Genomic DNA, 24,576 nt, shown 5'->3' on the forward strand with positions numbered 1-24,576 from the left:
CCATGCGGAGGTTGCTGTCTCTTCTCGGCTTGATCGGCCTGACGATGGGAAGCTCTCCCGCCTCTTCTGAGATCTCTTATCAGGTTCTGTCCTTCGACCAGCTCGATGGCTGGGACAAGGACGACCACGATGCGGCGCTGCGCGTCTTTCGCAACACCTGCATCGATATGTATGGCCCGGACTGGAATGCGCTCTGTGCCCTGGCGCATGACATGGACGACGGGCGCGCCTTTTTCGAGCTGATGTTCCGGCCGGTGCTGATGGAAGACGGCCAGGAGATGCTCTTTACCGGCTATTTCGAACCCGAACTCGAAGGGTCGCGCTATCCCGGCGGGCGATTCCGTTGGCCTGTCTACCGCATGCCCGGCGAGGCGCAAAACCGCCCCTGGCTGTCACGACGCGAAATCCTGACCTCTGGGGTGATGGATGGTCGCGGGCTCGAGATCGCCTGGGTCGATGATCCGGTCGAACTGTTTTTCCTGCAAATCCAGGGTTCAGGCCGCATCCGTCTGGATGACGGATCGGTGGTGCGGGTGGGTTATGCCGGCAAGAACGGCCATGAATACCGTTCGGTCGGGCAAGAGCTGGTGCGGCGCGGCGTCTATCAGTCGCATCAGGTCTCGGCCCAGGTCATCAAGAACTGGGTGCGGCGCAATCCGGTCGATGGCCAGGAGCTTTTGTTTCACAATCCGTCTTACGTCTTTTTCCGCGAAGTCTCGGAAGTGCCGGCCGAATTGGGGCCTCTTGGGGCGATGAACCGGTCGATCACACCGATGCGCTCGGTGGCCGTCGATCCGGATATCGTGCGGCTGGGCTCGCCGGTCTGGATCGAAAAGGATGGCAAGGGGCCGATGCGGCGGCTGATGATCGCCCAGGACACCGGATCGGCGATCAAGGGCGCGCAGCGGGCCGATATCTTTGTCGGCACCGGCGACGAGGCCGGACGCAGGGCCGGGCGTCTGCGTGATCCGGGGCGGATGGCGGTGTTGATGCCGATCCAGCGGGCCTATGCCCTGCTGCCGGAATCGGTGCAATGACTCGCAAGCGCAAGCTGCGACCGGAAGAAGCGGAGCTTTGGGGTCAGGTTGCACGTTCGACCACGCCGCTCGATCGGGCGCGCGGGCTCGACAGCACCCGTCCTGCCCCGAAAAAGCCCGAACCGGCGCCGAAAGAGGCCAAACCCCGGATCGAGCCGTTCCGGGTCGGCCAGAACGCCCGCGCCACGCCCGCCGGGAATGCGCTGGCGCCGTCGATCTCGGCTTCGCTGGCGGCCGATCCGCTGGCGATGGACAAGAAGGCCTTTACCCGGCTCAAGCGCGGCAAGCTCAAGCCCGAAGCCCGGATCGACCTGCACGGCATGACGCTCGAGCGTGCGCATCCGGCGCTGGTGGGCTTCGTCCAGCGCGCCTCGGCCCGGGACATGCGGCTGGTTCTGGTGATCACCGGCAAAGGCAAGACGCGGCCCGACGACGGCCCGATCCCGCAACGCCGCGGCGTGTTGCGCCATCAGGTGCCGCAATGGCTGCGGATGGCGCCGCTAGGGCCGCTGGTGCTGCAAATCAGCGAGGCGCATATCCGCCATGGCGGCGGCGGCGCCTTTTACGTCTATCTCAGACGGCGACGCTGAGCCCCGGCCGCGCCTGCGTCACGCCGATGGCCATCATCGCGCTGGCAAAGACGAAATACCCGGCAACGCCCATGTATTGCGCCTCGATCCCGACACCGGCGTCGATCAGGACACCGGTCAGCCCCGGCCCCAGCGCCGAGCCCAGCACCATGACCGCCGCCGCCATCGCCTTGATCGATCCCAGATGCGCGGTGCCGTAGAATTCGGCCCAGAACGCATTGGGCAGGGTCATGTTGGCGCCGGTGGACAAGGCCAGAAAGAAAAAGCCGAACAGCGCCGAGGCCGGGCTTGTGGCATAGGCGAAGAACACGAAAGCCGCGACCATCGGCACCTGGTAAAACGGCATCAGCCGCGCGGTGCCGAGCTTGTCGAGCAGCCAGCCCGAGACAATCATCGCGCCGACGCTGATCGCGGTATAGACCGGAAACAGCGCCACCAGATCGAGATGCGCCCAGCCCTTGACCTCGGCGTAATGCACCTGCTGGAAAAAGAACGCCGTGTTGAAGGCCGGCGGCCCCAGAAGCGCCGGCACCATGAACCAGAACAGCCGATGCCGCAGCGCCTCGCCCCGGGTCCATTGCCGCGCCTGCATGCCGGTGGATTGTTCGCTGGTGGCAAGGCTTTGCGGGGTACGTTCGCGGCGCAGGAGCAGCAGGAGCAGCGGAATGCCGGCGGCAGCGATCATCGCCGCGACGAGCCAGAGCAGACGCCAGTCGAACATTCCGAGCAGGGCGACAAAGACGATCGGCAGCAAGGCCTCGCCAAAGGAGAACCCGAGCGCCGCGATCGACAGCGCCCTGCCCCGCATCGCCACGAACCAGCGCGCCATCGCGACCGCCGAGATATGGCTTGTCATGCCTTGCCCGGTCAGCCGCAGCGCAAAGATCACCAGTGGCAGCAGCCAGACGGTGGAAAACGCCATCGACAGGCAGGCCAGCGCCAGAAGCACCAGCACGCCCGAGCCCAAAACGCGGGCGCGAAACCGGTCGGTCAGACCGCCGGCCCAGACCATGACGGCGGCCGACAGCGTGGTGCCGAGCGAATAGATCCCGCCCCAGGCGCCATGGGACAGGCCGAATTCGGCGCGGATTTCGCCGGCAAAGACCGAGATGAAGAAGGTCTGGCCGAAACTGGAAAGAAAGGCCAGAAGCGCCCCGGCGGCCAGCCAGGGAGCATTTTGCAACAGAAAGGATCGTTCACGCACAGCGATGGCTCCTTGCCGCACGGGACCCGTGCGGGAGCCGGTGCTTGAGGTTCAGTTTGACAGAGTCTGAGTGGTCGTGGTCACATCCGACGCCGTTCCGAGCGCGGCACCGAAGAGCGAGAGCACGGTGCGCACCGCAACGACAGGCGATTCAGTGGCCAACACGGTATCGTTAGGGTTTATCAGGAAATTTCGCGCCGCAAACAACCCGTCGGCCGTCGTCAGATCGAGCGAAAAGATCACGTGCTGGCGTTTCGGGCCATTGGCCGGCTCGAGCACGATGTGCCGCGCGGCATATTCCCGCAGGATCAGCACGCCCTTGGGGTTTGCCCGCTGGTCGTTGATGCCGCCCATGAGCGAGACGGCTTCAAGCGCGGTGACATATTCCTTGGGGAAATAGATCAGCTCTTCCGAGCCGGAGGCACCGAGGGCGCTGAAGGCGCGTTCGTCCTGTTGCACGATCACCTTGTCATTGCCGTGCAGCCGGGTGTTCTTGGACGGGCTGTCGAACAGGTCCTTGGCGGGGATCGAATAATTGGATGCGCCCCGGTTGAGCGTGATGATCGGATTGCGCAGAGCCGGGTTGATGCCGCCGGCGGTGGCCAGGATGCTCAGGATCGAGGTGTTGCGATCGGGCAGCGGATAATTGCCCGGGCTGGCGACGCCACCGACCACGCTGACCGCATGGGCCACGCCGGGCGCGGCGGTGAGCTGCACCTGTGCGTCAGGGGCGATGGCCACAAGCGAGTCCTGAATGCGGGCGCGGGCGCCATCGGCGGTCAGGCCATTGACCACCACGTTGCCGACATAGGGGATAAAGAGCGCGCCGCTGGGCGAGACAACCAGCCCTTCCATCACCGCGATGTTCGAACCGGCCTGGGTGATCAGCGAATTGACCTGGCTGTCCCAGATCTGGATGTTCACCTGATCACCGGGCCGCAGCACCTGGCTTTGCGGGCCGCGGCTGGCCGCGATCCAGTGGAAACTGCCGCTCCAGCCGGTGACCGGCCATTTCGAGATCAGGGCAGCGTTGAGCCGGGTGACGGGCACAAGATCGAACGGGGCGCCTTCGGATTTGGTCTGGCGGGTGACCTCGCGTTCGAGCGCCGCCCCGCGCGGCAGCGGACCGCAGGCCGCGACACCCAGAAGCAATGCAACAACGAAAAAGCGCAATACCTTGTGCACGTAGACGTCCCCCGAACATCGATGCTTGTTATCGTCAGCTTTCTAGCGACACTTTAGGGTGATAAACAGTCCGTGAATTCAAGAAAATCAACGGTTCGCCAACGTGTCAGGCTGCAAGCAGAAGAAAAAAGTCCTCGTCCTCGGCGCGACCGGGCGCGTGGCGCGGCTGCTGCGGCGGCAACTTGACGTGAAGCCGATTGAAAACACGGAGTTTTTCTGGATATCCCGGCGAATGGTGCCGGGCGTCGATCAGGTTTTCGAAGTGGGCGACGATGTTGACTATTTGCCACAGTGCAATGCCGTTCTTGCGCTGTGGGGCGCTGTATCTGGGGGCGAAGAGGCGCTGAACGGCAATATCTCGCTTGCCTGCGAGGCACAGCGCATCGCCCGCGCCTGCGGCGCCGACCGGGTTCTGCATGCCTCTTCGGCGGCGGTCTATGCGCCCTCGCTCTCGCCGATCGACGAGACCGCGGAATGCGCGCCTCGCAATGCCTATGGCGCCGCGAAATTGCGGATGGAACAGGCCTTGCTGGGGGCCGAGCCCAAGGCCGTCTGCCTGCGCATCGGCAATGTGGCCGGGGCGGATGGATTGCTGTCGGCGATCGCCGACAACCCGTCGGTGACGCTGATCCGGTTTCCCGACGGGCGCGGCCCGGTGCGCAGCTATTTGCAGCTTGCGACCATGGCGCGTGTGGTCGATGGGCTGGTGCGGCTCCCGGTCTCCGGCATGCCCGATATCCTGAACGTGGCCGGGACCGCGCCGGTGGCGATGGAAGAGCTGGTGCGGGCCACCGGCTGCGGATTGGACTGGCGACCGGCGCCACGGGGCGCGCTGCCGGTGATGGCGCTGGATGTCGGGCGGCTGACCTCGCTGATGACGCTGGACCCGCCCAGCACCGATGCTGCCGAAATCGTCGGCGAATGGCGCAGGATCGGACAAATGCCATGACCCCGCAGAAACGTCTCCTCGATCTGGTCAGCGCGCTTTTCCTGCTGATCGTGCTCAGCCCGTTGATCTTGGGCGTTGCGCTGGCGATCCTGATACAGGATGGCCGGCCCGTTCTGTACCTGTCCGAGCGGATGAAATCGCCGACCGAGCCGTTCCGGCTGTTCAAGTTTCGAACGATGACGGTTTCCGGCGCCGATTCCGGTGTGTCCGGCGGCGACAAGAGCCGGCGGATCACGCCGATCGGCCGGTTTCTGCGTGCCAAGCGGCTGGACGAGTTGCCGCAATTGTTCAACGTTCTTAAAGGCGATCTGAGCTTTGTCGGCCCGCGTCCGCCGCTGCGGATGTATGTCGAACGGTTTCCCGAGATCTATGCCGAGGTGCTGAGTTGCCGTCCCGGTATCACCGGTCTGGCGACGCTGGTCTATCACCGGCACGAAGCGCGCATTCTGGAAGATTGCGCCACCTCGGCCGAAACCGACGCTGCCTATTCCCGCCGCTGCGTGCCGCAAAAGGCGCGGCTGGACATGATCTATGCCCGCCGGCAGAGCGTCTGTTTCGACCTGCGGCTGATGTTCGCGACGGTGTTTCGCCGGATCAGCCTGCACAGGGGCCGGTCCCGCGGTGCCTGAACGGCGATTGGCGGGAATCCGCCGGTCGGGCCGCCCTTGGGGCGGGATCCGCGGGCAGAGTGGCGCCAGCGAAATCAACGATATATCCTGTCACGGTTATTATGCTAACCACGGGTCGGCGCGGAACCCGCTGGTAAAGAATTACGAAGACGGAATTTTTCCGGAGGTCGATTGATGCTGTACAGTCTTTTGGTTCGGATGAGCCGGGGCCAGAAGGGCTTCGTCATCGCCAGCATCGACCTCGCGCTGATCGTCTTTTCATTTGTCGGCGCCAATTCTCTTCTGATCGGCCGGATGCCCACGTTGCAGGTTCTGCGGGCCAGCCTGCCCTATCTTTCGGTGATGCTCCCGGTCGGTCTTGCGGTCATCCTTTACCTCGGATTGCACCGGAAAAAGCTCATCACCTATGAGCTCAAGGGCGTTTTGCAGTCCGGTTTCATGGCAGTGACGGTAGGTCTTTCGGGTGTCGCCACCAGCATTGCCATCGGCACCTACATCTCGGTGCAGCTTTTTGTCATCGCGTCGATGATCCTGCTGATCGCGTCCGCGGGGCTCAGGCTCTTGCTGCGCGAGTTGGTTGTCCGGGCCTATCTGCGCGGCAAGGCGCTCAAGCGGGTGCTGATCTACGGCGCCGGGCGCACCGGACAACAGCTTGCCTCCGCGCTCTATTCCGACATCGAATTGCAGCTGCACGGTTTTATCGACGACAACCCCGGAACCCACGGGATGACCGTCTCGGGCTTCAAGGTCTATTCCCCGAACAAAATCGAATCACTTGTCGAAAAGCTGCGGATCGACCGGATCATCCTGGCCATGCCCGCCGCCAGCGAGGCTGACAAGGCGCGCATCGCCCGCCGCCTCAGCCATCTGGCCTGCGAAGTTCACATCATGCCGTCGTTTGCGCAGATGCTGCTGGATCACGGCAACCGCACCAGCACCAAGCCGCTGGATTTTTCCAAGCTGCTGGGGCGCAACCATCTCGAGGCGGAATTGCCGGGGGTGAGCGATGCCTATGAGGGCAAATGCGTGTTGGTCACCGGGGCCGGCGGGTCGATCGGCTCCGAGCTGAGCCGGCAGATCGCCATGTGCCAGCCGGCCAAGCTGATCCTGCTCGATCATTCCGAGCTGCTGCTCTACAAGATCCAGCGCAAATTGAACGCCTTTCAGAACGATGTCGAGATCGTGCCGGTCCTCGGGTCGATCTGCGAGCCGGGCCTTGTCGATCGGATCTTTGCCGAGAACGAGATCGACGTGGTGCTGCATGCCGCCGCCTACAAGCATCTGCCGCTGCTCGAGCTCAACACCATCGAGGGATTGCGCAACAATGTGATCGGAACAAAGGTCGTGGCCGATGCCGCCCGCCGCCACGGGGCCGAACGATTTATCCTGATCTCCAGCGACAAGGCGGTGCGGCCGAAAAGCGTGCTGGGCGTGTCGAAACGGCTGGCCGAGATGCTGGTGCAGGATCTCGCCACGCGTCCGGGCCGCACGATGTATTCGATGGTGCGCTTCGGCAATGTGCTGGGCTCCTCCGGTTCGGTCATCCCGCTGTTCGAGGATCAGATTGCCAACGGCGGCCCGGTGACGGTGACCCATACCGATGTGACACGCTATTTCATGACGGTAAGCGAAGCGGTGCGGCTGGTGTTGCTGGCCGGCTCTTTCGCGCGCGGTGGAGATGTCTTCGTGCTCGACATGGGCAAGCCGATCTCGATCTGGCAGGTGGCGCGCAAGTTGATCGAGAACGCCGGCTATACCGTGCGCGATGCTGCCAATCCCGATGGCGATATCGAGATCCTGTTCACCGGGCTGCGCCCCGGCGAGAAACTCTGCGAAGAGCTGCTGATCGGCACCGACATGCTGACCACGCCGCACCCCAAGATCCTGCGCGCTCAGGAAACCCATCTGTCGGAACTGGAAATGGCCAATGTCCTGCAAGAGCTGCGCCGCGCCGTCGAAACCCACGACACAGAGGCCGCGAGCCTGATTGCCGACCGCTGGGTTGAACACGAAGGCAAGAGCGTTCGGGACAAGACCGCCACCGAAGGCAGCCTCGGCGCGGGCTGACCCGGCGCCGGGCGTGTGACTTTTCCGTCAGAACCTAAGCTGTTGCAGCTTGGCCATCCCGAGCCGATTGCCGAACCATTGCTCTGACCGGACGATCCGGCCCCGGCCATCGACGTGGTATTTGTTGTTGAAGATGAACCAGGTGTCGTTCTCACGACAGGTTTCGATCATTGCCGTGGTGCCTTTGACGCTGGCCGATGGCCCATCAACCTGCACCTCGCAGGTAAAGCGGTAGCGCACGGTGATGTCTTCGCCATTGAGAAATCGCATCTCGCGCGCGATCGTGCCGGCGCGACGATTTGCTATGAGGCTGGGCAGGGCGCCAAAACTTACCGACATCAGATCGCCACCAAGGCCGCGGCTGCCGCGGGCCAGACCGTTCTGCAAGCTCACGGTCTGGCGCGAGGCGGTGGCATAGGTGTCGATCGGGCCGTTGGCGCCGATCTTGGCGATCAGCGCGTTGGATTCGATGCGCGGAAAATCGATCAGTACCAGCGGTTGCGTCGCTTGCGCCGCCGCCTGGCTGGCCTGTTCCGCGGTGACCCGGGTCGGGCCTGCGCTTTGCTGTCCGGTTAGCTTGCTGCTCAGGGTGTTGCGCACCAGGGTACCGGTGTCGCTGCCCAGCTTTTCGCCGCCGGAACAGGCCGCCAGAAGGGTGGCGCAGCCAAGCGCCACCAGCGTGCCAAGACCAAGGCGGCGGGAGTGTTTTTGCACCTCTGTCACGCTCATCTCCAGAACTTGCCCCAGCTCTTGGCCATTTCGGGCTGGTGATAATCACGCACCTGCTCATAGAGCCGTCCGTCGACCTTGAGCCGTGCGCCGCCGTCGCGGGTGAGCGACTGGATCGCGAAGGTGCTGCGCTCGGTCGAGGGCTGTGCCGACACCGCACCCAGCGGAATGGTGATGCGGATGCCCTTGTCGAAGGAACCTTCGCCGAAATCTTCGAACTTCGTGTCCGTCACCGTGGCATAGGCGCCGACGCGCCAGCCGTTCACGAACTCGCGGTCAAGGGTGACGGTGGCGCCCAGATCGCCGGCCAGATAGCTGCCGACGTCAAGCTGGCCGTGAAAGCCGTTGCCGAAATCGTAGTAGGCCGAGACATGGCCGTTGAAATCGGGGATCGTGCCGGTGCGGGTCTCGGACGAGCGCAGGCCGAAGAGCTGATCGAAATCGCGCGGTTTGACGTAGTTCAGCTCGACGCCCAGGGCGAGACGGCTGTCGACCGGTTTCCACAGCATCTCGCCGGAGACCCCGGCATACATGTCTTCGAGATAGCCGGCGGTGACGCGGCTGTAGACGTTGGGCGCGACGCGGCCGTAGTGCGCCAGCGTCAGCTGCTCGATCGCCGGGTCGCCTTCCTTGGCGTAGCGGGCCTTTTCCGTCCGCACCAGCGGCAGCGCATCGTCGTCCTGACGATCGATGTCGGTGAGGTTGCCCGCCAGGCGCTTGGTGACCGAGCCCGAAAGCACCAGGTTGGCGGTGGGCCGATAGCTTGCCTTGGCACGCACCCCGAAATCGCCGCGCAGCGGGCTCTCGGGGTCGAAGAACGAGAACTCGGTATAAGGCGAGATCGCCCAGCCAAAGCGCGGATATTCGTCATCAAACGCCGAGGGCGCCCGGCCGAACCCGTCAGAAATGGCGGTGCGGGCCAGGATTTCGGCGTTGTCGCGGTGTTCCAGCGCCTCGAGATCCGAACGCTGGAGGGTTACCGCGGACAGTGCCATGCCGTTGACGACCGGCACGATCACAAAACTCTCGATCGAGGCGGGCAACACCCGGGTCATGGCGCGGGCGGTGCGTCCGATGGCCTGCGGAACCTGGCCATACCGCGGGTTGCGCAGGCGGACCACGGCGCGGCGCGGCTCGAGCTTGAGCCCCTCGAGCACGAGGCCGTCATTCGTCATCGCGGTATTGAGCGCGCTGCGATAGTCCGAGGTGTCGGCGGTGACCCAGCCCAAATCGCTGGCGGCCCCGGGCGCACGTGGTGACACCGGGACAGGCGCGCTTTCGGCGCCACCGGGAACGGCGGCGTCCTTGGGATTGGTGTGGACGGTGACCTGCGCGCCGATGGTATTGCCATAAAGATGGTAGAGCGAGAGCTGCGCGCCATTGTCAAAACGGTAGTCGACGCCGAAATTCCACGGCGAATCGTCGTCATGCTCGCCCCGGGTCCGCTCGCTTTCGTAGGTGTCCGAGGAATATTCCGCCGAAAAGGCCAGCCGCTCGGTCAGCGCGTAGCTCATCCCGGCAAAACCCGCCACATCGCCCCGGAACCACCGGTCATAGGTTGGCAGCCCGCCTTCGCCCAGCAGCTCTTCGGGCCGATTGCCGGTTTCGGCAAAGGGGTTGCGAGAGCCGAGGCGGCCCCAGCCGACGCCGCCGGTCACATCGAGACCGGGGATGATTTCCTTGGTGGCCACCAGATATTCGCCGCCGTAAAGCCCGGTGCCGATGAAATCCTGAAGCCCGACAACGACGCCGGGCAGGAGATCGCCCTCGTCGAGAAGCTGGTAGCGCAGGTCGAAGCTGCGGTCATAGAACACCCCGTCGACCGAGCCGGCGGCCGAGAAATCCGAGATCCGCGAATAGCGGAACGAACCCGACAGCCGCGGCGTGATCTGAAAGCTGAGGGTCCCACGGCCCTGTGTGCCGCCGCCACCGATCGTCGTCGAGAGCGTGGCATCGGGCGCGACCCGCGCGGTCGGCATGTCGATCAGGCCGGGCAGGCCGTAGAGGTTGTAGGATGGAATGCCCTCGGCGGTGGCGGTGGGTGCGGCAAGCGCCGTCAGGCCCGCCAGCGTCGCGGCGACGCTTCCCCGCAGGGTGGCTTTCAACGAATTTGGCATGAAATCGCCCCGTCCCAATAGTCTTGCCTTCGTGATAGGCGGCAATGGCCCGCAAGTCCATGAGGGCAGGGGCGATTGCTGGCGGTTGTGACAAAATACGAACGCTTGCGCCCCGGCGCCGGCAAACCCCGCGAATTGTAGACGTTAAGTCAGCGGTAACACCTGCTCTGCTATTCCTGTCCCCGGGTGAAACAGGGTGGTGAGACCATGAGTGCTGACGGAAACGTCGCGCCGGTCATCATCAAAAGGAAAAAGGTTGTTGGCGGGGACGGGCACCATGGCGGTGCCTGGAAGGTCGCCTACGCGGATTTCGTGACCGCGATGATGGCATTTTTCCTTTTGATGTGGCTGTTGAACGCGACAACGGAAAAACAACGCAAGGGGCTGGCGGATTACTTTGCGCCGACCATTCCGATCAACCGGGTGTCGGGCGGCGGCAGCGGCGCCTTTGGCGGCGACAGCGTGTTCTCGGAAGAGACCCTGCCACAGAACGGCACCGGCGCCTCGAACAAACATCCGACGAATGGCGACAAGGCGCGCGGCGACACCGGCATCGATCCCTCTGGCGAGAACGCCGGCGACACGGCTTTCGAAGCGCAGGCCAACACCATCAAGGAGGCGCTTTACGGAAGGGGCGGCGAAAGCATGGTGGCCGAAAACGCGCTCAGGCACGTCGTGATGAAGACCACCGACGAGGGCCTGGTGCTCGAGCTTTTCGAGCTGCCTGACAGCCGCTTGTTCGACGCGTTTGGCAATCCGACCGAGGTTCTGGCGGTGCTGGCCGATGCCCTGGCCGAGGCGGCAAGGACGGTGGACAACCCGCTGGCGATCGAGGGCCATGTGCCGACCAGCCCCATCGTGCTGCGCCGGAACCTGGCCTGGGACCGCTCGGTCCAGCGCGCGCAGTTGTTTCGCAACATGCTGGAATTCGAAGGGCTTCCGCCCGGAGATGTGGCGCGGGTGACCGGCCACGCCGACCGCGACCGCGTCGATGACAATCCGCTGGCACTGCGCAACAGCCGGCTCGAGGTGATCTTTCTCAGGCAGCAAAGCCCGTAGGATTTTAGCTGTTAGCGCGCTGTTAAGCCGGAGGCGTCTATCTGTTGCGTCAAGCAATCGATGCAGCAGAAAGGCGTGTCCATGACGATCTCTTCTTCCCTCAATGCCGGTGTGGCGGGGTTGGCCGCGAATGCCACGCGACTTGCCGGCATATCCGACAATATCGCCAATTCCTCGACCTATGGGTACAAACGGGTCGATACCGAGTTTCATTCGCTGGTGCTGACGCAATCCTCGCGCTCCTATACCGCCGGCGGCGTGCGGACCAGCACGCAGCGGCTGATCGATCAGAGCGGCTCGCTGATCACCACGTCGAACCCGACCGATCTTGCCGTGCGGGGGCGGGGCATGCTGCCGGTGGCCACCGGCAGCGACGTGCGCACCAATGGCCCCGACGCCGAGATGCTGCTCACCACCACAGGTTCGTTCCGGCTGGACGAGGACGGTTATCTCAGCACGCCCTCCGGCCTGGTGGTGATGGGCTGGCCGGCCAGCGTCGACGGCACCATCCCCTCGTTTTCGCGCGATACCGCTGACGGGCTCGAGCCGATCCAGTTTTCCCAGAACCTGACCGGCGACCCGACAACCCAGGTCGACATGAATCTCAACCTGCCGGCCACTGCCACCCTGACCGGTGCCAATGGCGATCCCTACAGTCTCTCGGTCGAATATTACGACAACCTCGGCACGTCGCAGAGCATCAACATCACCTTCACCCCGACGGTGCCGGCCAGCGGCGCGTCGAACGAATGGACAGTGGTGATGTCGGATTCCGCCCAGGCCGGCGCGGTTGTCGGTGAATATACCATCACCTTTGACAACAGCCGCCAGACCGGCGGCACCATCGCCTCGGTCGTCGATATTTCCGGCGGCGCCTATGATCCGGTGACCGGGGTGATCCCGGTGACGGTCGCGGGTGGCCCGATCGACATCAACATCGGCGCCGTTGGCGACACCCGCGGCCTGTCGCAGCTCTCCGACAGTTTCGCGCCGATCTCGATCACCAAGGACGGCTCGCCGGTGGGCAACATGAACTCGGTCGAAGTCGATGAGAACGGCTATGTCCATGCCTTGTTCGACAGTGGCGTGACCCAGCTGCTCTATCAGATCCCGCTGGTCGACATGCCCAACCCCAATGGCTTGCAGGCGCTCGACCAGCAGACCTATCGCGTCTCGCCGGAAAGCGGCTCGTTCTTTCTCTGGGATTCCGGTGAAGGCCCGACCGGCGACATCAAGTCGTTTTCGCGGGAGGAATCCACCACCGATGTGGCGACCGAGCTGACTTCGATGATCCAGACCCAGCGGGCCTATTCGTCGAATGCCAAGGTCATTCAGACGGTGGATGAGATGCTTCAGGAAACCACCAATATCAAACGCTAAGGCGCTGTCGCCGGAACCGAGGTGAGCCATGTCCTTCTCTGGATCCCTGTCCAACGCCCTGTCGGGTTTGCGTGTGTCGTCGCTGGCGGCCGAGATTGTCTCGTCCAACCTGGCCAATGCCACCAACGCGGCCTATGCCACGCGCGATCTCGAAATCTCGGTGCGAGCCAGCGGCGCCGCTGGCGGGGTCGGGGTGGTCGGGGTCACCCGGTCGGTCGATCCGACGCTGCTGGGCGAATGGCGCCGGGCCCGGGCCAGCACGGCGGAACTGAGCACCGGCAACGGCTATCTCGCCCGGGTGGAGCAGGTCTTTGGCACGCCGGAAACCCCCGGCTCGCTCGCGGATCTGATGACCCGGTTCGAGGCCGCGCTGGTCTCGGCGGCGGCGCGGCCCGATCTCTCCATCCGGCTCGATGCCGCGGTCTCGTCGGCCGGCGCGGTGGCTGGCGCGCTGCGGGCCACATCGTCGGAGCTTCAGGCGCTGCGCACCGAGATCGACGGCAGGATCGGCCAGACCGTCACGGACCTCAACGCGCATCTCGCCAGGCTGGCCGACCTCAACAGCCGGATCATCAGCGCCGAAACCAGCGGCGCGCCCAGCCAGTCGCTGCACGATCTGCGCCAGGATGGCATCGACAAGATCTCTGAAATCGTGCCGCTGCGGGTCTTTCCGCGCGACAATGGCGCCGTGGCGCTTGTGTCCACCGCCGGCACCGTGCTGCTCGACGGCGTGGCGGCGGGGATCGACTTTTCCGCAACCAATGCGGTCACCGAATTCAGGACCTTGGCGAACGGCGGCCTGTCCGGCCTCAGCGTCGACGGATTTGACATCCCGGCCTCGGGCGCGGCCAGCCGGATCGGGGGCGGCAGCCTTGCGGCGCTCTTCGACCTGCGCGACGAGACCCTGCCCGGATATCAGACCGAGATCGATGCACTCGCCCGCAACCTGGTCGACAGGTTCCAGGACAGCGGGCTCGATCCGACGCTCGGCGCCGGCGAGGCCGGACTGTTCACCGATGCTGGCCAGGTCTTTGATCCGGTGAATGAAACCGGCCTTGCCCGCCGCATCGCGCTCAATCCCCAAGTCGACCCGGAGGCCGGCGGCGCAAGCTGGCGCCTGCGCGACGGGCTTCAGGCGGCGGCGCCGGGAAATTCCGGCGATGGCACGGTTTTGCTGTCGATGATCGATCGCCTGGCCGAGGCCAGACCCGTCGCCTCCGGCAGCCAGATCGGCCTGTCCGGCACGGCGGCGTCGTTGACCGCGACGCTTCTGTCCGGGGTGGCCGCGGATCTGACCGGCAATGAGGACCGGCTGAGCTATGCCGCCGCCCGCAGCGCCGAACTGACAGAGCAGAAGCTGAGGAGCGGCGTCGATACCGACACCGAGCTGCAAAAGCTCATGCAGATCGAAAAGGCCTATGCCGCCAATGCCCAGGTGCTGAGGACGGTGGATGAGATGATCGAAGTATTGCTGGGGGCGACCTGATGACACTGACACCGATTGGCGACCTGTCGCGGGGCTTTGTCTTGCGTCATCGTCAGGCCGGGCTGCAATCGGAATCGATGCGGCTGCAAACCGAGCTGACCACCGGCCGGGTGGCGGGCACCCGCAACCATCTGCGCGGCGATTATGCCCATCTGAGCGATATCGAGCGCGGTCTCTCGATGCTCGAGAGCTACAGATCCGCGATCGCCGAGAGTGACACGATGACCGCCACGATGCAGGCCGCGCTGGGCGCCGTGCGGGATCATTCCGCCGATCTTTCCGCCGGGCTGATGCTCGCGGCACAGGCCGGTTCCCCTCTCGATCTGCGCATCGCGTCCGCTGATGCCGAACAGGCTCTTGGTGCCCTGGTCGGCCAGCTCAACAGCCGAAGCGCCGGTCGCGCGCTGTTTTCCGGGGCCGCTTACGACAGTGCCGCGCTCGCCGCGCCGGAGGAGATGCTTGCCGCGCTGCGCGGCGCGCTTGCCGGCACGAGCACGCTTGCCGGCGTGGAGGCCGCGTTCGACAGCTGGTTCGGCAGCGGCGGCGGCTTTGAAACAAGCGGCTACCTCGGTGCGACGCGCGATGGCACGCCGCTGCAACTCTCCGAAGATCTGCGCCTCGGCCTGTCGGTCCGGGCCGACGATCCGGCGTTTCGCGATACGCTGAAAGCCACCGCCATGGCTGCGCTTGCCGCCGATGAAAGTCTGGGTTTTGCCGAGGATGTTCAGGTGCAGATGATCGAGAGCGCCGGTGCGCAGCTGATCGCGGCGCGGCCCGGGGTGCTCGATGTGATTGCCGGGCTGGGCGTCGTCCAGGCCCGCATCGAGGACGGCAGGGCGCGCAACGAGGCGGCCGGGCTGACGCTGGAACTGGCGCGCAATACGCTGCTCTCGGTCGACCCATACGAAACGGCGACGCGGTTCGAAGCGGTGCAGAGCCAGATCGAAACGCTTTACGCCGTCACCGTGCGCGCCGCACGCATGAGCCTGCTGGACTACATGAGATGAGCCCGATGCTGCGAACCTGGCTTCTGCTTCTTGTCGCCCTGATCGCCCCGGCCGTCGCCGGCGCCAATCCGATCCGGATCAAGGATCTGGTGGAATTCGACGGCGTCCGTGGCAACGATCTGGTGGGCTATGGCCTTGTGGTGGGCCTAGACGGCTCTGGCGACGGGCTGCGGAATGCGCCGTTCACAGAAGAGATCATGAGCAATATTCTCGAACGGCTCGGCGTCAATGTGACCGGCGAGCAATTCCGCCCCAAGAATGTCGCCGCCGTCTTTGTCACGGCGACCCTGCCGCCCTTTGCCCGTTCGGGCAGCATGATCGATGTCACCGTCTCTGCCATCGGCGATGCCAAGAGCCTGTTGGGCGGGACGCTGATCATGACGCCGCTCAATGCCGCCGACGGCGAGATCTATGCCGTGGCCCAGGGCACGGTGATCTCCGGTGGTGCCAAGGCCGAAGGTGATGCCGCCCAGGTGACATTCGGCGTGCCCACCGCCGGCGTCATCCCGGCCGGCGCCCGGATCGAACGCGAGGTGGATTTCGACCTGTCGTCACTCGATGTCCTGCGGCTGGCCCTGCGGGAGCCGGATTTCACCACCGCCGGCCGGATCGAGACGGCGATCAACCGGGCCTTTGGCCGCCAGGTGGCGGTGATGCTCGATTCCGGCACCGTTCGGCTCGATATCATCGCGACCCGCATGGCGTCGCCGGCGCATGCCCTCGGGCGCATCGAGAACATTCTTGTCGAACCCGAGCGCAAGGCGCGGGTGGTCGTCGATCAGCGCTCGGGCACGATTGTCATGGGCGAGGATGTGCGCATTTCCCGGGTCGCGGTGTCTCAGGGCAATCTGACCCTGCGGATCGAAGAGGCGCCGGTCGCGGTGCAGCCGAACCCCTTTTCCGACGGCGATACGGTTGTCGTGCCGCGCACGCGCGCTGCGATCGAAGAGGAAGCGGGGATCAACCTGGCCGAGGTGCCTGACGGAACCTCGCTGTCCGAGGTCGTGGCCGGGCTCAATGCGCTGGGCGTCGCGCCGCGGGACATGATCGATATCCTCAAGGCGATCAAGGCGGCCGGCGCGCTGCATGCGGAATTCATCGTGCGGTGAGCGCGGCCCCGCGGCAGTAATGCGGACCGCCTGCGGTGCTCGCGTCGCGGCCGGCAGGCCGGCGCGCGTTGCCACGTTCGGCGCCGGGACTGGTGGCCGGGCAGGCGAGCATGGCTCCGAGGTTTGGCCAGGTTCGACCAGGGTCGGGCCATGGGCGCTATCCCAGATAGCCCCGGACCAGACTGCTGGTAACCAGTGCCCAGCCGTCGGCGACCACGAAAAAGGCCAGCTTGAACGGCAGTGAAACGATAGCGGGCGGCACCATCATCATGCCCATCGACATCAGGATTGCGGCGACGACCAGATCGATGATCAGGAAGGGCAGAAAGATCAGGAATCCGATCTGAAAGGCGCGCGAGACCTCCGAGAGCAGAAAGCTCGGCACCAGCACGCTGAGCGGTGCTTCGGGAGAGACCTGATCCGCCGCCACATCGGCGCGCAGCGCGGCCATGGCGTCAAAAGTCTCGGGGTCGAGCCGTGCGGCCATGAAGCCACGGAACGGCGCGAGCGTGCGGACGAAGCCTTCTTCGATGGGCAGGGCGTTTTCCAGCATCGGCTGGATGCCGTCCTGCCAGGCGGCGGTAAACACCGGGTCCATCACGTAATAGGTCAGAAACAGCGCCAGGGTGACGATCAGCATGTTCGGCGGCGCCTGTTGCAGCCCAAGCGCCTGCCGCAGGATCGACAACACCGTGACGATGAAGGGAAAACAGGTGACCGTGATGGCAATGCCCGGGGCCAGGCTGAGCACGGTGATCACCAGGATCAACTGGACCGAGCGCAGCGTGAGCGACTCGCCTTCGCCAAGATCGAGCGAGAATTCCTGCGCCTCGGCGCCGCCGCCCGCCAGGGCAAGCCCGGCGGCAAGCAGGATGCCGCATACGGCGGTTCTGCCGGCAGCCATCAGCCCTGATCCAGATTGTCCCGGAGATCGGCGACCTCGGTGAGCCGCACGGCCAGCTGGCCGGGGGCGTCATCGCCGGCTTCGACAAGCTCGCCCCGGGCGATCAGCCGGGTGCCGACGTAAAGCTCGACCGGGTCATCGATCCGCTTGTCGAGCGTCAGAACCGAATCGGGGCCGAGCCGAAGCAGATCGCGCACCGTCGGCCGGGCCTTGCCAACGCAAATGGTGATTTCGATCGGAACGCTGGTAAACGGGCTCTGGCCCGCGTCAAACGGCGTGTTTTCGGTCATCCGGGTCTTCCTTCTGAAGATCGTGGGTGAATGCCTCGAGCGCCGAGGAAATCTCGGCGATCATCTGGTCGAGATTGATTTCGATCTCGCGATCCGGCAGCGAAAGCTGCGCCTGCCCCTCGGCCAGCGCGGCATCGCCCCGGATCGACACCGGAAAGGCGCCATCCTGTGCCACCAGCGCCGCGACCGTTTTGGCCACATCGGGATTGACGAGGATATGCGCCTCGCCGCGCAGCGTGTCGGTCGCGGCGGCCTGAAGTTCCTCGACGATGCGCGGCCCGATCGAATGGCGCAGCATTCGCGGCAGCAGCTTGTCGACGATCTCGACCAGGAGCGGCCGCAACTCGCGGAAGAGGTGGGTGTAGGCCTCGTTGTAGGTGAAGGACATGTCCAGCAGGTTCTGCGCCAGATCGGAGGTGAGGCGCATCCTGTCCTGGGTATGGGCATGCAGCGCATCGTCCCAGCCGGCCTGGTAGCCCTCTTCGAAGGCGGCAAGCCGGCGGGTCTCGAGCTCTTCGTCGTTCGGGGCGGGATGGCCGCCGGCCGCGCCCCGGGCGCCGCCGAAATCTTCCAGCAGATGCAGGAGGGACATCAGGCTTTCTCCCCGGTGTCGTCAAGCCAGCCGCGGAGGATCTCGACGGTTTCTTCCTGGCGTTCGCCGATCAGGCCCCGCAGGCGTTCGACGGGGTCGGCCGGCGGCGGGGCCGGTTCGGCACCGGGTGCCGGCGCCTCGGGCGCGGCCCGCGTCGGCGTCAGCGAGATGAAGCCGCCCTGGCCATCGTCGATCTCGCCGTCGAGCGGCGTGGCGGCCTCGGGCGTGGCCGGCGTGGCGTGGGCCGGGGCGGCTCCGTCGCGCGGCGGCAGCGCCAGCCTGTCGGGCGGCGGAGGATTGCGGAAGATTGGCCGCAGCACGAAGAGCCCGAGGATCAGCGCCACGACGCCGAGCACCGCCATCTGCACCAGCGTGCCGAGATTGAATGGCAGCTGCGCCAACAGGCCGGGGGCGGCCGCGGTGCCGATTTCCGAGACCGGCTCGAAGGCCATCGAGCGGATGGTGATCGCGTCGCCGCGGGCCGCGTCAAAGCCAACGGCCGAGGCCACAAGCTCTTGCAGCGCCTCGATTTCCCGCTCGGGAAGGGGGGTGAATGTCTCGGCGCCGCTGCCATCCGGCGTGCGGGTGCCATTGACCAGGACTGCCACCGTCAGCCGCTTGATCGCGCCGGGTGCGCGGATCACCTCGCGTTCGGTCTGCGACACCTCGTAGTTCACCCGCTCGCGCGTCTCATTGCCCTGGGATTGCGATTCGCCGCTACCGCCGCCCTCGCCGGCGGGCAGGTTGGAGGCCACGGTGACATCGCCGCCGCCGGCCTCTTGCGCGGTGTTCGACCGTTCCTCGGTGTCGGTGCTGATGGCGACACGGCTGCCGGGATCGATCCGGCGCTCGCGGATCGATTCGCTGTCGGTCACCGTGTCGACGCTGACCTCGACCACCGCATTTCCGACCCCCACCCGCGCCTCGACCAGCCGGGTGACCGCGTCGCGCAGCGTGGCCGAGCGTTCATCGCCAATCGAGGCCGGCGCGTCCTCCTCGCTGGCCGCGATCAGGCCGCCGGTGCTGTCGATCACCGACACCCTTTCCGGAGCGAGGCCCGGCACAGCGGAGGATACCAAATATTTCAAGGACTTGGCCTGTTGCGGTGACAGGGCGCCGCCGGCGGCGGTGAGAAAGACCGAAGCCGAGCTTTCGCCCTCCCGGCGGAACGGGTTGGTGGCGGCATTGGCGATATGCACCCGCGCCGCCGAGACCCCGGGGCTCGACAGGATGGTGCGCGCCAGCTCGCCCTCCTTGGCGCGCCAATAGGCGGCATCGAACATCTGCGAGGTGGTGCCGAAACCGCTGAGCTGGTCGAGCAGCTCGTAGCCCTTGGTGCTGTTGGCGGGAAGGCCTTCGCTGGCCAGGGTCAGCCGCAGCTCATCGCGTTGATTGGACGGCACGAATATCGATCCGCCGTGAATTTCATACTCCAGCCCACGCTGTTCGAGCGCACGCACCACCTCGCCCGCCGCACCGTTTTCGAGGCCGGCATACAGCAGCGCCATATTCGGCGTGGCGGCCATGCGGCTCATGAGGAACACAGCCGCGAACATGCCCAGACCGGCCGCCAGAGCGGCGATCTTTCTTTGCATGTTCAGCGCTGCCCAGGTCTTGGCGAATTGATCCACTGAATCCTCCGTCGGGTCGGCCTTCTGCACGACATTGCCCCTCCGGTTTCGCCGATCAGCCTTAACAATCGGTTAGTTCCTCTGAGGTTATAGATCGGGAAACCGAGTATTGAGGTGGCCCATGTCGGACGCGGAAATCGAAGAACGGCCGGTCAGGAAGAAATCCAAGCTGCCGTTGATCCTTGGCGTGGTTCTGGCATTGGCCGGCGGCGGCGGCGGGTTCTTTGCGGTCCAATCCGGGATGATTCTCGCCGCGCCATCCGACGCGCCCCATGCCGAGGCGGCCGAGACCAAACCAAAGGCGGCCGCGCTGCTGCCGGATGTCGCCTTTGTGCCGCTCGATCCGATGGTGATTTCCCTGCCTGGGGGCGGGACCAGGCACCTGCGGTTTACCGCCCAGCTCGAGGTGCCAACGGCCGCGCAATCCGATGTCGAGCTCTTGCTGCCGCGGGTGGTGGACGTGTTCAACAGCTATCTGCGTGCGGTCGAGGTGGCCGATCTCGAAGAGCCGACGGCGCTTCTGCGGTTTCGTTCGCATCTGTTGCGGCGGGCGCAGCTGGTGCTGGGCGACGAGCGGGTGAGCAACCTGCTGGTGATGGAATTTGTGGTCAATTGACGGGGGCGACATGGTGGAAATGATTGCCGATGTACTTCTGGTTGCCGGGGCGCTGGGCGCCGGGGTCTATTGCTATGTGCTGGCGCGGCGGCTGAGCCGGTTCAACGATCTGGAGACCGGGGTCGGCGGCGCCGTGGCCGTGCTTTCGGCGCAGGTCGATGACCTGACCCGGACGTTGCAGGCGGCGCAATCGGCCGCCCAGGGCTCCAGCCGTTCGCTCGAAGATCTGACCGGCCGGGCGGAAACCGTCTCGCGCAAGCTCGAATTGCTGGTGGCCTCGATGCACGACATTCCCGATCAACCGCCACCGGCCCCGTGCCAGGAGGCCGAGGACGCGCCGCCAGCGCCGGTCTTTTCGCGCCACTCGCGCGATGCCGGGAGGGCGCAGTAGATGACACAGGACCGCAAGCGCGGCCATCGCCCCGGCCGCGGCACCCTGGCGATCATCGCCGTGTTGCTTCTGGGCTCCGCGCTCCTGCGGGTCGGGCTTCAGGCGACCGAGGCCATTGCCCGCGAGGCCAGCCCGGAGGAGCTGGCCGAGAGCCTGCCGATGCCGGCGCCCCTGGCCGCGCCGCAGCAATGTGTCAGCGATCCCGATCTGGTGCCGCTGCTCGAGGCGATGGAGACACGCGAGGACCGGCTGCGCATGCGCGAGGAGCGGATGACCATGCGGATGCGCGCGCTTCAGGTCGCGGATGCGCGGATCCAGGAAAAGCTGGCCGAACTCAGGGCCTCGGAAGCGGCGCTGCGCGCGACGATCGCCCTGGCCGACGAGGCCGCCGAATCCGACCTGACGCGCCTCACCTCGGTCTATGAGAACATGAAGCCCAAGGATGCCGCCGCGCTGTTCGAGACGATGGACCCGGATTTCGCCGCCGGTTTTCTCGGCCGCATGCGCCCCGAGGCCGCGGCCGGGATCATGACCGGGCTGTCGCCCGAGACGGCCTATCTGGTCAGCGTCGTGCTGGCCGGACGAAATGCCGAGGTGCCCCGGGAATGAGCGAACGGTTTCTTTAGGTTTCCGTGCGATTCCGGGGACAGGCAAACAACAGGTGCATCGATGATCGGATTCGTGGGTATCGCAGTGGTCTTCGTCATGGTCTTTGGCGGCTACCTGCTGGCGGGCGGCAAGCTTGCCATCATCCTCAAGTCGCTGCCGTTCGAAATGATCATGATCGGCGGCGCCGCGCTCGGCGCCTTTCTGATCGGCAATGATGGTGCCGGCGCCAAACATACGCTCAAGGATGTCGGCAAGGTGTTCAAGGGCCCGAAATGGAAGCAGGAGGATTACCGCGATCTGCTCTGCCTGCTGTTCGAGCTGATCCGCATCGCAAAGCAGAACCCGGTGGCGCTGGAGGAACATATCGAAGCCCCCGGCGAAAGCGCGATCTTCTCGAAATACCCCAAGATCCAGGCCGACAAGGAATCGGTCGACCTGATCTGCGACACCCTGCGGGCGGCGACGATGAATTACGACGATCCGCACCAGGTGGAAGAGGTGCTGGAAAAGCGCATGGAGGCCAGCCTGCATCACAAGCTGCATTCCAGCCACGCGCTTCAGACCATCGCCGACGGGCTGCCGGCGCTGGGAATCGTCGCCGCGGTGCTTGGCGTGATCAAGACCATGGGGTCGATCGATCAGCCGCCCGAGGTACTGGGCAAGATGATCGGCGGCGCGCTTGTCGGCACCTTTCTCGGCGTGTTCCTGGCCTATGGTCTCGTCGGCCCCTTTGCCGCCCGGGTCAAGACGGTGGTCGAGGACGATGCGCATTTCCATCAGCTCATTCGCGAGGTTCTGGTTGCCAACCTGCATGCCCATCCGACGAATATCTGCATCGAGGTCGGGCGGCAGAACACGCCGACGCATATTCGGCCCGATTTCAACGATCTCGAAGAGGCTTTGAAATCCCTCAAGCAGGATGCGGCATGAGGCGCGCCGGGATCATCGCCCTGTCGATCCTGAGCGCCGGCATGGTGCAGGCGGCCACCGTGACGGTGAAATCCGGCGAACACGCCGATTTCAGCCGGCTGGTTGCCTATCTGCCGGAAGGCACGGACTATGATTTACAGGTCGATGGGCGCAGCCTGACGCTGGACTTGGCGGGAGAGGACGACCATCGGTTCGATGTCGGCACGGTGTTCGACCTGATCCCGAAAACGCGGGTCTCCGGCCTCTCGCAGCCCGGCGGCAACCGGCTCACCGTGACGTTGAACTGCGATTGTCAGGTGACCTCGGCTTTCGAGCCGCCGCGATTGCTGATCATCGATGTCGCCGATGCCGTCGGAACGCCTGTCGCGGCGCAGATGCCCGCGCCGTCCCCGGCCGCCCCGCCGGCGGCGCTTCGCGACAGGTTGCGCGCCCCGCTGGTGGCGCGGCAGAGCTATTCGACAAGCGGCGTGTCGCAATTCGCCGAGGCGTTGGCGGGGCGGACGACGCGGCAGATCCTCGATCTTGGAGACCCCGACGCACCGCGCCTTGCCAGCGTGGCCGCACCTGGCCCGGATTTGCGCGACATCGACCTGCCGAACATCGCCGTACCGGGCACGGCGGCAGGGGCACCGGCCCTGACGAAACCGCGCCGCGCTGTCTGTGCCGGCCTGGTCGCGGCGCCTCTGGGCCGGTTCGGCGGCAAGGTGCGATTTTTCAAGGAAAAGGCCGCGCTGTCCGCTGCGCTGTTTACCGAACAGCTCATGCTTGATCCCGGGGTGGCAGTCGAACTGGCCCAGTTGCATCTCTCGCAGGGTCTCGGTTCGGAGGCGGGGCAAATCCTCGGCATGATCGACCGGCCCGAGGAGGGCGCCGGTTTCCTGTCTCAGGTCGCGCGGCTGATCGAAGCGCCGGACAGCCTGCCGCGCAGTACGTTCGAGCCGTATCGCGATTGTTCCGACATGAATGCCATCTGGCCGCTGCTTGCTGCGGCCCGCACGCCGATGGGCGAGGCGGATGCCTGGCGGATCGCCCGCGCCGCCGAATCCCTGCCGCGCCCCTTGCTGAAAGTCATCGGGCCGCGGATGATTGCCCACCTGATTGATGCCGGCCGCAAGGATCCGGCCAACATGATTGCCCGGATCCTCGACCGGTCGGGCAGTGCGGCGGGCAAGACAATGGCCGATGTGCTGCTGGCCGAGGCGGCTTCGGAGCAGGAGGTCATCCTCACCGAAATCGCCGCCTCCAACGGCGAAGAGGCCGCCCGCGCCAGCGCGCTTCTGGTGGATCGCCAGATCGAGGCCGGTGAACCGGTGCCGGACGGCCTGGCCCAGCTCGTGGCCAGCCACGCCGAAGAGCAACGCCATGGCGTGGCCGGAAGCATGCTGCGCAAGGCAGAGGCCTTCTCGCTGATCTCCAAGGGCGATTTCGCCGCCGCCTTGCTCATCCTCGGCACAAAGGCCCTGGACGCGGAGGCGGAAGCCTCTGTCACCGCGCAGTTTTTCCGCGAACTGGCCGGCAAGGCGGATACCGTGACCTTCCTCCGCGTCGTCCTGGCCAAGCCCGATCTGGCCGCCACCGCCCCGAGAGAGGTGCGCCAGGCCGTGGCGGCGCGGCTTTATGAGAATCGCTTTCCCGGGCCTGCGGCGCGGCTGATCTTGGGGGGCGAACCGCTCGACGGTGCGCTTCTCGCCGAGGCGCTGGGCGCGCGGTATCACGGCGATGTCGGCATTCCCGATGCGGTGCTCTTTGCGCCGTCCGACGCCGCCGACCGGGAAACCGCCGAAGCCCGCCACGCCGCCCTGCTCGGCGCCGGGAGGTTCGCCGAGGCCAAGCAGGCGGCCCTGCGCCTGGGCCGCGAAGACCCGGTGGACCCGTTGCTCGCCAGGCAGCCCGAACCGGACGGCACCGAAGCGCTGAGCGGGCCGGAGCTGAGTTTGCAGCGCGCCAGCGCTCTGACCGAGGCATCAGCCTCCCTGGCCGAGACGGTGGCCCAAGTGCTCGATGATCCCCTGCTGAGGCTCGAACCATGACACAGCTTTGCCGGGCGGCGGCGCCCCGATCGGGG

Annotated in this window: 23 protein-coding genes; 15 read left to right on the top strand and 8 right to left on the bottom strand. The window is 65.5% G+C overall.

Annotated elements, in window-relative coordinates; all coding sequences use genetic code 11:
* Positions 1-2 precede the first annotated feature (2 nt).
* Positions 3-1,037, top strand: a complete 1,035-nt coding sequence (gene mltA / locus BMW90_RS10495) for a murein transglycosylase A (RefSeq protein WP_074836512.1) — start codon at positions 3-5, stop codon at positions 1,035-1,037.
* Positions 1,034-1,627 (top strand): Smr/MutS family protein, encoded by a 594-nt coding sequence (locus BMW90_RS10500; protein WP_074836513.1) that lies wholly within the window; start codon positions 1,034-1,036, stop codon positions 1,625-1,627. The genes mltA and BMW90_RS10500 overlap by 4 nt, the downstream gene beginning before the upstream one ends.
* Here the strand turns inward: BMW90_RS10500 and BMW90_RS10505 are convergent.
* Together BMW90_RS10505 and BMW90_RS10510 are read right to left on the bottom strand one after the other, a co-directional pair.
* Entirely contained in the window at positions 1,611-2,831 is a 1,221-nt protein-coding gene (locus BMW90_RS10505) for an MFS transporter (protein ID WP_074836514.1), read from the bottom strand. The genes BMW90_RS10500 and BMW90_RS10505 overlap by 17 nt on opposite strands.
* Positions 2,832-2,882: 51 nt before the next feature.
* Positions 2,883-4,016 (bottom strand): polysaccharide biosynthesis/export family protein, encoded by a 1,134-nt coding sequence (locus BMW90_RS10510; protein ID WP_074836515.1) that lies wholly within the window; start codon positions 4,014-4,016, stop codon positions 2,883-2,885.
* Positions 4,017-4,119: 103 nt separating this feature from the next.
* On the opposite strand from BMW90_RS10510, the gene BMW90_RS10515 reads away from it, so the two are divergent.
* The 3 genes from BMW90_RS10515 (at position 4,120) to BMW90_RS10525 (ending at position 7,661) form a co-directional block, all read left to right on the top strand.
* Positions 4,120-4,965, top strand: a complete 846-nt coding sequence (locus tag BMW90_RS10515) for an NAD-dependent epimerase/dehydratase family protein (protein ID WP_074836516.1) — start codon at positions 4,120-4,122, stop codon at positions 4,963-4,965.
* Complete coding sequence (locus tag BMW90_RS10520; RefSeq protein WP_074836517.1) at positions 4,962-5,594, top strand: sugar transferase; 633 nt, start codon at positions 4,962-4,964, stop codon at positions 5,592-5,594. The genes BMW90_RS10515 and BMW90_RS10520 overlap by 4 nt, the downstream gene beginning before the upstream one ends.
* A gap of 174 nt (positions 5,595-5,768) precedes the next feature.
* Complete coding sequence (locus tag BMW90_RS10525; protein WP_048533573.1) at positions 5,769-7,661, top strand: nucleoside-diphosphate sugar epimerase/dehydratase; 1,893 nt, start codon at positions 5,769-5,771, stop codon at positions 7,659-7,661.
* Between the two features lie 27 nt (positions 7,662-7,688).
* On the opposite strand, the gene BMW90_RS10530 is transcribed toward BMW90_RS10525, so the two are convergent.
* Both BMW90_RS10530 and BMW90_RS10535 read right to left on the bottom strand, forming a co-directional pair.
* Positions 7,689-8,384, bottom strand: a complete 696-nt coding sequence (locus BMW90_RS10530) for a YjbF family lipoprotein (RefSeq protein ID WP_170850534.1) — start codon at positions 8,382-8,384, stop codon at positions 7,689-7,691.
* A 2-nt stretch (positions 8,385-8,386) separates the two neighbouring features.
* On the bottom strand, positions 8,387-10,507 hold the full coding sequence (locus BMW90_RS10535) for a YjbH domain-containing protein (protein WP_074836519.1): 2,121 nt from the start codon (positions 10,505-10,507) through the stop codon (positions 8,387-8,389).
* A gap of 207 nt (positions 10,508-10,714) precedes the next feature.
* On the opposite strand from BMW90_RS10535, the gene BMW90_RS10540 reads away from it, so the two are divergent.
* The 5 genes from BMW90_RS10540 to BMW90_RS10560 all read left to right on the top strand — a co-directional run bounded on the left by BMW90_RS10540 (position 10,715) and on the right by BMW90_RS10560 (position 16,548).
* On the top strand, positions 10,715-11,566 hold the full coding sequence (locus BMW90_RS10540) for a flagellar motor protein MotB (RefSeq protein WP_074836520.1): 852 nt from the start codon (positions 10,715-10,717) through the stop codon (positions 11,564-11,566).
* Between the two features lie 81 nt (positions 11,567-11,647).
* Positions 11,648-12,946 carry a flagellar hook protein FlgE gene (locus tag BMW90_RS10545; RefSeq protein ID WP_170850535.1) on the top strand — a complete coding sequence of 433 codons (1,299 nt, stop codon included), beginning with the start codon at positions 11,648-11,650 and terminating at the stop codon, positions 12,944-12,946.
* 28 nt (positions 12,947-12,974) lie between these two features.
* Complete coding sequence (flgK, locus tag BMW90_RS10550) at positions 12,975-14,432, top strand: flagellar hook-associated protein FlgK (protein WP_074836521.1); 1,458 nt, start codon at positions 12,975-12,977, stop codon at positions 14,430-14,432.
* Complete coding sequence (locus tag BMW90_RS10555; RefSeq protein WP_074836522.1) at positions 14,432-15,439, top strand: flagellin; 1,008 nt, start codon at positions 14,432-14,434, stop codon at positions 15,437-15,439. The genes flgK and BMW90_RS10555 overlap by 1 nt, the downstream gene beginning before the upstream one ends.
* A gap of 5 nt (positions 15,440-15,444) precedes the next feature.
* Positions 15,445-16,548 carry a flagellar basal body P-ring protein FlgI gene (locus BMW90_RS10560; protein WP_074836523.1) on the top strand — a complete coding sequence of 368 codons (1,104 nt, stop codon included), beginning with the start codon at positions 15,445-15,447 and terminating at the stop codon, positions 16,546-16,548.
* Between the two features lie 157 nt (positions 16,549-16,705).
* Here the strand turns inward: BMW90_RS10560 and fliP are convergent, their stop codons facing one another.
* Genes fliP through fliF form a run of 4 tightly spaced genes read right to left on the bottom strand, consistent with a single transcriptional unit; the run spans position 16,706 to position 19,965 of the window.
* Positions 16,706-17,452 carry a flagellar type III secretion system pore protein FliP gene (gene fliP / locus BMW90_RS10565; RefSeq protein ID WP_074836524.1) on the bottom strand — a complete coding sequence of 249 codons (747 nt, stop codon included), beginning with the start codon at positions 17,450-17,452 and terminating at the stop codon, positions 16,706-16,708.
* Positions 17,452-17,742: a FliM/FliN family flagellar motor switch protein gene (locus BMW90_RS10570; protein ID WP_048533581.1), complete on the bottom strand. Its 291-nt coding sequence runs from the start codon at positions 17,740-17,742 to the stop codon at positions 17,452-17,454. The genes fliP and BMW90_RS10570 overlap by 1 nt, the downstream gene beginning before the upstream one ends.
* Positions 17,720-18,334 (bottom strand): FliH/SctL family protein, encoded by a 615-nt coding sequence (locus tag BMW90_RS10575; protein ID WP_074836525.1) that lies wholly within the window; start codon positions 18,332-18,334, stop codon positions 17,720-17,722. Before BMW90_RS10575 ends, BMW90_RS10570 begins: the two co-directional genes overlap by 23 nt.
* Positions 18,334-19,965, bottom strand: coding sequence for a flagellar basal-body MS-ring/collar protein FliF (gene fliF, locus BMW90_RS10580; RefSeq protein WP_074836609.1), 1,632 nt, complete (start codon positions 19,963-19,965; stop codon positions 18,334-18,336). The genes BMW90_RS10575 and fliF overlap by 1 nt, the downstream gene beginning before the upstream one ends.
* A gap of 121 nt (positions 19,966-20,086) precedes the next feature.
* Here fliF and BMW90_RS10585 point away from each other — a divergent pair, with 121 nt between their 5' ends.
* From BMW90_RS10585 to BMW90_RS10605, 5 genes are read left to right on the top strand one after another with little or no spacing between them, the layout of a single operon-like run.
* Complete coding sequence (locus BMW90_RS10585) at positions 20,087-20,581, top strand: flagellar basal body-associated FliL family protein (protein ID WP_074836526.1); 495 nt, start codon at positions 20,087-20,089, stop codon at positions 20,579-20,581.
* A 13-nt stretch (positions 20,582-20,594) separates the two neighbouring features.
* Positions 20,595-20,972: a hypothetical protein gene (locus BMW90_RS10590; protein ID WP_074836610.1), complete on the top strand. Its 378-nt coding sequence runs from the start codon at positions 20,595-20,597 to the stop codon at positions 20,970-20,972.
* Positions 20,973-21,581, top strand: coding sequence for a MotE family protein (locus BMW90_RS10595; protein ID WP_074836527.1), 609 nt, complete (start codon positions 20,973-20,975; stop codon positions 21,579-21,581). It abuts the gene before it with no gap.
* A 60-nt stretch (positions 21,582-21,641) separates the two neighbouring features.
* Complete coding sequence (gene motA, locus BMW90_RS10600) at positions 21,642-22,511, top strand: flagellar motor stator protein MotA (protein ID WP_048533585.1); 870 nt, start codon at positions 21,642-21,644, stop codon at positions 22,509-22,511.
* Positions 22,508-24,541 carry a hypothetical protein gene (locus BMW90_RS10605; RefSeq protein ID WP_074836528.1) on the top strand — a complete coding sequence of 678 codons (2,034 nt, stop codon included), beginning with the start codon at positions 22,508-22,510 and terminating at the stop codon, positions 24,539-24,541. Before motA ends, BMW90_RS10605 begins: the two co-directional genes overlap by 4 nt.
* The last annotated feature ends 35 nt before the right edge of the window (positions 24,542-24,576 follow it).

The sequence above is a fragment of the Marinovum algicola genome (assembly GCF_900109145.1).
In the GTDB taxonomy this organism is placed as follows: domain Bacteria; phylum Pseudomonadota; class Alphaproteobacteria; order Rhodobacterales; family Rhodobacteraceae; genus Marinovum; species Marinovum algicola.